At 42.8% G+C, this 6,770-nt stretch carries 6 protein-coding genes; 3 read left to right on the top strand and 3 right to left on the bottom strand.

Features of this window, described 5'->3' with window-relative positions; translation table 11 throughout:
* Nucleotides 1-57 precede the first annotated feature (57 nt).
* On the bottom strand, nt 58-714 hold the full coding sequence (locus tag ACYTPF_RS15705) for an NAD(P)H-dependent oxidoreductase (protein WP_461852862.1): 657 nt from the start codon (nt 712-714) through the stop codon (nt 58-60).
* A gap of 337 nt (nt 715-1,051) precedes the next feature.
* On the opposite strand from ACYTPF_RS15705, the gene ACYTPF_RS15700 reads away from it, so the two are divergent.
* From ACYTPF_RS15700 to ACYTPF_RS15690, 3 genes are read left to right on the top strand one after another with little or no spacing between them, the layout of a single operon-like run.
* Complete coding sequence (locus tag ACYTPF_RS15700) at nt 1,052-3,019, top strand: putative bifunctional diguanylate cyclase/phosphodiesterase (protein ID WP_461852861.1); 1,968 nt, start codon at nt 1,052-1,054, stop codon at nt 3,017-3,019.
* Between the two features lie 18 nt (nt 3,020-3,037).
* Nucleotides 3,038-3,985 carry a DUF3034 family protein gene (locus ACYTPF_RS15695; protein WP_461852860.1) on the top strand — a complete coding sequence of 316 codons (948 nt, stop codon included), beginning with the start codon at nt 3,038-3,040 and terminating at the stop codon, nt 3,983-3,985.
* Nucleotides 3,986-4,001: 16 nt separating this feature from the next.
* Nucleotides 4,002-4,436: a group I truncated hemoglobin gene (locus ACYTPF_RS15690; RefSeq protein WP_179982453.1), complete on the top strand. Its 435-nt coding sequence runs from the start codon at nt 4,002-4,004 to the stop codon at nt 4,434-4,436.
* 74 nt (nt 4,437-4,510) lie between these two features.
* Here the strand turns inward: ACYTPF_RS15690 and ACYTPF_RS15685 are convergent, their stop codons facing one another.
* Nucleotides 4,511-5,239 (bottom strand): YebC/PmpR family DNA-binding transcriptional regulator, encoded by a 729-nt coding sequence (locus ACYTPF_RS15685; RefSeq protein ID WP_024015752.1) that lies wholly within the window; start codon nt 5,237-5,239, stop codon nt 4,511-4,513.
* Between the two features lie 306 nt (nt 5,240-5,545).
* Nucleotides 5,546-6,643, bottom strand: a complete 1,098-nt coding sequence (gene zapE / locus ACYTPF_RS15680; protein ID WP_461852859.1) for a cell division protein ZapE — start codon at nt 6,641-6,643, stop codon at nt 5,546-5,548.
* Nucleotides 6,644-6,770: the final 127 nt, after the last annotated feature.

Here is a 6,770-nt window from a genome sequence, read left to right as displayed (position 1 = left end):
GTTAAAGGCGCTCTTTCACATTTCATACTCAAAACAGCTGGCTGTTCTATAAGAGGGTTAAACCACTGTAATTACGTCATCTTTTGGCAATCGGGCCTTAGGTAGGCCATGGTTCCAATCTTGCTCGGTATCAGGGTAGCCCATAGCCAATGCCACTTCACAAATGTGACCGTCTAATTCGTCTTTGAATAGTTCGCCAAGTAAATCAGGATCCACACCTTCCATCGGTGTAGAGGCGATACCCAAACGAGCCAACGTGTGCATTGCATTTCCAAGTGCAAGATAAACCTGCGCTTTAGTCCATGCTGCGTTGTTACCATTTTCATCGGTATTCGCTTCAGCGAAGGCATAAGCACCCATAAAGTTTTCACGCATATCTTCAGGTAAATGACCAGAAGCGACTTCTGCATCTACACGTTTAACAAACTTTTCTTTAGTGAATTTAGGGTCGTAAGCAAACAAAATAGTATGCGACGCTTCTTTCGCGTGAAGCTGGTTAAACTGATGCTTATTTTCAAAGCTATCGTGTAGTCGCTGTTTCGCTTCGTCGCTTTCTACTACTACAAACTTCCAAGGCTGAGAGTTGATAGAAGACGCTGATAGACGCAAAGCTTCAAGAATGGTAGCAAGGTCGTCAGCTGAAATGCGTTTGTTAGCATCGTACTTCTTAACTGTATAACGCTTGTTTAAATCTTCGATAATTGGATGAGACACAACTAACTCCTCAATATATAAATGGGAACAATTTAAAAGTTGTGCGTATGGTATTGATTCACCTTTTCAATGATAAGCCCTCTAATAGCTGAATCAGTTTCAAAATATTTTTGAAACTGCGATAAATCCTTACAAGTTAGGGCTTATTTCTGCTTATTTTCCAAACACACAAAAATTAGAAATACCTAATATCAATCAATAACTAAGCGACAAGGTGATAATCTGTAAGAATAATTGAATAGGTTAGTGAGGTAGTCTATCTTTTACGAAGAACGGCAATATATTGGTAGCAGGCTAACCTAGGTTAAACGCCAAAAAAGTAAAAACCTTTTACTGGATGGATATAAATAGTATTTTGGAGAACCAAATTCAAACTCATGACTCAACGACGGGTCAGCAAGAAATGGTCGCCGTCCGATTTCGCAGGCGCTATCGATTATGCCAAGTCTTAACCATCATTGGAGTGCTGTTTCTTCTAGCCTTAGGCAGCATTAATCTAATTAGTAACGCACGCTTTCTTGGTATCTTACTATTAGGCTGTGCGTTTGTCGGTTTGATTAACCTGTACATTCTAAAACGCTCCGGTAATGTAGAGCGCGCTGCCACCGTGCTTAGCGGTATTTTGTGTTTTCTTTCTATTTCATTGCTTATCACTGGCGGAAAAGACAATACGGGTATGCTGTGGATTTACCCAATTATGGCTATCAACCTTTTTATTAATCGCTTTTGGCCTGCGGTTGTCATCTTTTCCTTTTTCACAATTGCTAGCCTGCTTTTGCTATTCACGCCGCTGTCTTTTCTACTAATGACTAGCTACTCGTTAGTCGAGGCAATACGTTTTGTTCTTACCATGCTGGCACTGAACGTTATTTGCTTAGCTGCGCTCTATTCAGAAGAACAGGCCTATCGCACCATCATTCAACTTCATGCTGACGATGTCCGCCAAATGGCGTTTTTCGACACATTGACAGGCCTCCCTAATCGCTGGAATTTTAAAAACAATCTTCAGCGTTTGATCAGTCGTGCTAAAAAAGACAAGAATCGCATAGGGCTACTTTATATCGACCTTGATAATTTTAAACAGGTAAATGACCAGTTTGGTCATGAGGCTGGAGACCGCTTACTACTCGAATTTAGTGAACGGCTATGGGAAGTCATTCGACCTAGCGACCAATTATTTAAGCCAAATAAAGATAGTCTGGCCAGGCTAGCGGGTGACGAATTCGTCGTAATTTTGCCTGATATGAAAAAGCCGCAAGATGCCAGCAAAGCCGCTGAACGCATTTTACGTGTGTTTGACAATGGGTTTGATGTTGACGGCGTTTCTCATAATGTATACGCCAGTATAGGTATAGCTGTTTACCCTGATGATGCAGTCGAACCAACAACATTGCTGCAACATGCTGATGCGGCGATGTATGATGCGAAAAATAACGGTCGTAACTGCTATAGGTTTTTCACTAAGGATATAGCAATGGCGTTGCAGCAACGCCAAAAAATAGAAAAAGGGCTGAGAATTGCTCTCAGTGAAAGTCAATTTTCACTAGCATACATGCCAATATTTGATTGCAAAGATAACGCTATTGTCGCAGTGGAAGCGTTGCTTAGGTGCCAAAGCGAAGAATTAAAGGGTATTGGACCTGACGCCTTTATACCCGTTGCAGAATCTACCGGCCTTATTAAAGAAATAGATTTGTGGGTCATTGATAATGCGTTAAATGCGCTAACGCGATTACAAAGCTCTTGCGCCTTCGAAGGGAAGATGTGTATTAATGTATCTGGCGTAGAGCTCAATAACGAAAATTTCCCTTCTCAAGTTAAAACGCTTTTATTGAAAAACAATGTTTCACCTGAACGCGTTGAATTAGAGATAACAGAAACAGCGTTTGTTGCTGGTGACATGACCTGCCTAGAAACGCTTAAAGCATTAAACGAGCTAGGCGTTTCTTTAGCGCTTGATGACTTTGGAACAGGCTATACAGCTTTCAGCCAGCTAATTCACTACCCCGCCCATTGCTTGAAGATAGATCGCTCCTTCGTTAACGATCTTTTCTCTGCTTCTAAGTCGCGTAGTAAAATGGTCATGATTATTCAAAATCTTGCCAAACTCTACGGTCTTCGCGTAATAGCGGAAGGTGTAGAGACAGAAGCACAGCTCGCTTACTTAAAGAGCCTTGGGTGCGATTGGGCGCAAGGTTATTATCTTTCTCGTCCATTGCCGTGGCATGAATTGCTAAATCAGCTTACTGTAAACGTAAAAGAACGCGAACAACGCAATGATAATCCAATTCTACCACCGCAATAACACTATTAGGCTCAATAAATGATAAAGCGCTTGTTACTTCCCTTACTTTTTTTATCGCCGTTAGTAAACGCGGATAGCGGTTCTCGCTTAATAGCCTCAGGCGGAATTACCGGCTTTGAAGGTACCGCAGGTGGCGGCATAACACCTTGGGCATTCATTGGCGGTTACACGAGTAAAGAAGAAATTAGCTATTCTGCCAATGTTCAATGCTTAAGCCTTAACGATTACTCGCTCACTACTGCTGGTGCTGGCATAAGTCTTTTTGACCGCGTTGAAATTAGCATACAGCGTCAGCGCTTAGATATTTCAGCCGGGTTAACCAGCAATGTTTTTGCGCTACTTACAGAAGGTGCGGTGACCAATGCTAACAGCACAACTATCGAGCAAGATATTGTGGGGGCAAAGGTTAAATTATTCGGTGATGGCGTTTTTACCCAAAACTCATGGGCGCCACAAATCGCTTTAGGCGCCCAGTATAAGAAAAATAGAGATGTTGATAGTTCGCTTTCATTGCCAGATGGCACCGTTCCACTTCCTGAAATAGGGGTACCTTTACTGTTAGGCGCGAAGGACGACAGCGGCACTGACATCTACCTTTCAGCGACTAAATTATGGTTGGGCACACCGTCAGGCTATAATTTACTTACTAATTTAACCGCCAGGTACACTAAGGCAAATGTTTTTGGCCTATTGGGTTTTGGTGCTGAAGGAAACGACAATGCAAAAGTTGAGTGGGAAGGCTCCGTTGCAGTATTAATCAGCCCTACCACGGCAATTGGCACTGAGTTTCGAACGCAAACTAATCGGTTAGGTGGGCTAGCCGAAGAGGACACGGTTATTGATGCTTTTATTGCTTACTTTCCAAATAAGTCTATTTCAATTACCGCTGCCTATGTGGATTTAGGTAATTTACCGCTGCAAGAGAGCTCAAGTGGCTTCTACCTAACGGTAAATGGCAATTTTTAATGGGGAGATACCACATATGAAATTGTTGAAATGTATTCCTATTGCAGCACTAGCGCTACTAAACATTTTGCTTTCTGGTTGTGCGAGTACCGAAAAGCAAAGTCTGTATGATGAAATTGGTGGCCATAAAACGCTGAACACTGTCTATGGTGTGGCTATCACCCGTATTTACACTGACCCTGTAATTGGTCACTACTTTAAAGGGGTGCCAAAAAAGCATCTACGAGACCAGCTCGTTTTGCAAACCTGTGAGCTTATTGGTGGACCTTGCGAGTACGATGGTAAATCAATGTTAGAGTCTCACAAAGGTCTTAACATCAAAGAGCGTGAATTCTATATTTTGGTAGAGTATGTTCAAGGTGCTATGCGCGATGTAGGCCTGACCTATCAACAGGAAAATCGTATTTTAAAAAAGTTAGCACCGATAAAGTACGAAACAGTTTATCTTTAAACGCAGTTAAACGTTTGAGCACATAAAAAAACCTCGCATTGGCGAGGTTTCTTTATTCATGAGGTTTGTGTTTATTAGTTACTGCTCGGCGTAATCGCGTTGTGGTATACGTCTTGGACGTCGTCACAGTCGTTAAGCATGTCCATGAATTTTTCAAACATAGGCATATCTTCTTCGCTGATCTCAGTTTCAGTCTGAGGCATCCAGCTCATCTCATCGGCAATAAACGTAATATCTGGGTAGGCTTCAGTTAGCGCTGTTTTTACTTGATAGAATTCAGTGTGCGGCGCATAAACGGTAACTTTACCGTCTTCAACTTCAACATCTGTTACGTCTACGTCTGCTTCCATCAGCACTTCTAGAATAGCGTCTTCGTCGTCACCTTCAAACTGAAATACCGCTTGGTGATCGAACATATGCGATACCGCACCCTGCGCACCTAGCTTGGCATTAGTCTTAGTGAAGCAGTTGCGCACCTCGGTAATGGTACGGTTTGCGTTGTCAGACAAGCAGTCAACAATAACCATACAGTTACCCGGGCCAAAGCCTTCGTAACGCATGGGCTGAAAATCTTCGCCAGCACCACCAGCCGCTTTATCAATCGCTTTTTCGATAACATGGCTTGGTACTTGGTCTTTCTTCGCTTTTTCCATTAGGCGGCGAAGTGAAAGGTTAGTGTCTGGATCGGCACCACCATTTTTTGCGCACACGTAAATTTCTTTACCGTACTTAGAATAAACCTTAGTTTTTGCGCCGGCAGTTTTTGCCATGGCGGCTTTACGAACTTCGAATGCTCTTCCCATCTTAAAATTCTCTTTCTCGCAATTAGAAATGCTGCGTTGGGTTTTATCGGGGTACTATTTGCCTGAACCTTTTATCAGGCTGCGCCGCTTTGTCTTATTTGGAGTTAATGCGAAACGAGGCATTGCAAAAATTGCTAGGTGCAACCTTTCCCAAACTAAACGCTGATTTAGCAACACAGAAAAATTGTGCGAAATTCTACCTTAATTTTCCTCTAATACCAATGTGAATCCCCTTTCAAGGGACGCAAGCATAGTGCTTACCCGCTCTTATTTGACATAAATGTACTCTGACCCCTCACACTTTGGCTATGGTAAATGTTCTGTGGCCAGATAATCGTGTGACTGCATTTCCTTTAAGCGGCTAAGACAGCGTCTAAACTCGAAGTTTAGAAGGCCTTGGGAATAAAGGTTTTCTAGCGCTACTTCTGCCGAAATGATGAGTTTCACGTTACGCTCGTAGAACTCGTCTACCATCGCAATAAAGCGGCGCGCCACATCGTCATTATGCTGGCCCATTTCCGCAACATTGGCTAAAAGCACCGAATGATAACAACGACTAAGCTCGATATAGTCACTCTGGCTGCGTGGGCCGCCACATAGTGCTTTGAAGTCGATCATCAATACGCCGTCTGCGTTTCGAAGGGTTGCGATTTTACGGTTATTTACCTCAATATCTTCACCTTTAGAGCCTTCTTCTGGCGCTAACTGAGAAAAATAACTATGCAAATTTTCTGTGGCTTCACTATCAAGTGGGTAGTGATAAATTTCGGCTTGCTCTAGGGTTCTCAAGCGATAATCAATACCACTATCAACATTTACCACACGAGTGTTTTGGTTAAGCAGGTCAATTGCTGGTAAGAATCGCGCACGCTGCAATCCGTTTTTATACAAATCGTCAGGCACTATGTTAGAGGTAGCAACTAGCACAATACCGTGACCAAATAACTCTTCCATTAGGGTACCTAAAATCATGGCATCGGTAATATCAGATACGAAAAACTCGTCGAAACAGATAACCCGCGCTTCTTCTGCCAGCTTTGCCGCCACTAACTTCAAAGGATCTTGTTCGCTTTTAAGTTGCTTAAGTTCGTCGTGCACGCGATACATGAAACGGTGAAAATGCACGCGCATTTTCTTTTCAAAAGGCAAGCAATCGTAGAAGGTATCCACTAAATAAGTTTTACCTCGCCCTACCCCGCCATAAAAGTAAATGCCTTGAATACCCGGTTTGGCATGTCCTTTACCAAACGCAGCTTTTAACTTAACCCGCCAAGTCATTTTCTTTTTGGGCTCGGTCAGTTCATCGTACAAACGCTGAAGCTCTTTTACTGCGTTTTCCTGTGCCGCGTCATAATGAAAATCAGACGACTGAAGATCTAGCTGATATTTTTCCCATGGCGTCATCGCCGAAACCACTCCGTACAAAAGTCAATAGCGGCGCACGCTGCACCGACCTGCTTGAATTTCTCAATTATGACCTTAATTTTAATGGAAATCACGGTAGAATCTCACATTGAAATTCGACATACAC

It is taken from the genome of Alteromonas sp. HB246098 (assembly GCF_054890645.1).
The sequence above is the reverse complement of the archived record's forward strand: the minus strand, read 5'-3'. Positions and strand labels throughout refer to the sequence as shown.

Excerpts from the sequence above, each read along its gene's own strand:
- ACYTPF_RS15700 (WP_461852861.1), top strand. The coding sequence starts at position 1,052 with ATGGATATAAATAGTATTTTGGAGAACCAAATTCAAACTCATGACTCA.
- ACYTPF_RS15695 (WP_461852860.1), top strand. The coding sequence starts at position 3,038 with ATGATAAAGCGCTTGTTACTTCCCTTACTTTTTTTATCGCCGTTAGTA.
- ACYTPF_RS15690 (WP_179982453.1), top strand. The coding sequence starts at position 4,002 with ATGAAATTGTTGAAATGTATTCCTATTGCAGCACTAGCGCTACTAAAC.
- ACYTPF_RS15685 (WP_024015752.1), bottom strand. The coding sequence starts at position 5,239 with ATGGGAAGAGCATTCGAAGTTCGTAAAGCCGCCATGGCAAAAACTGCC.
- zapE (WP_461852859.1), bottom strand. The coding sequence starts at position 6,643 with ATGACGCCATGGGAAAAATATCAGCTAGATCTTCAGTCGTCTGATTTT.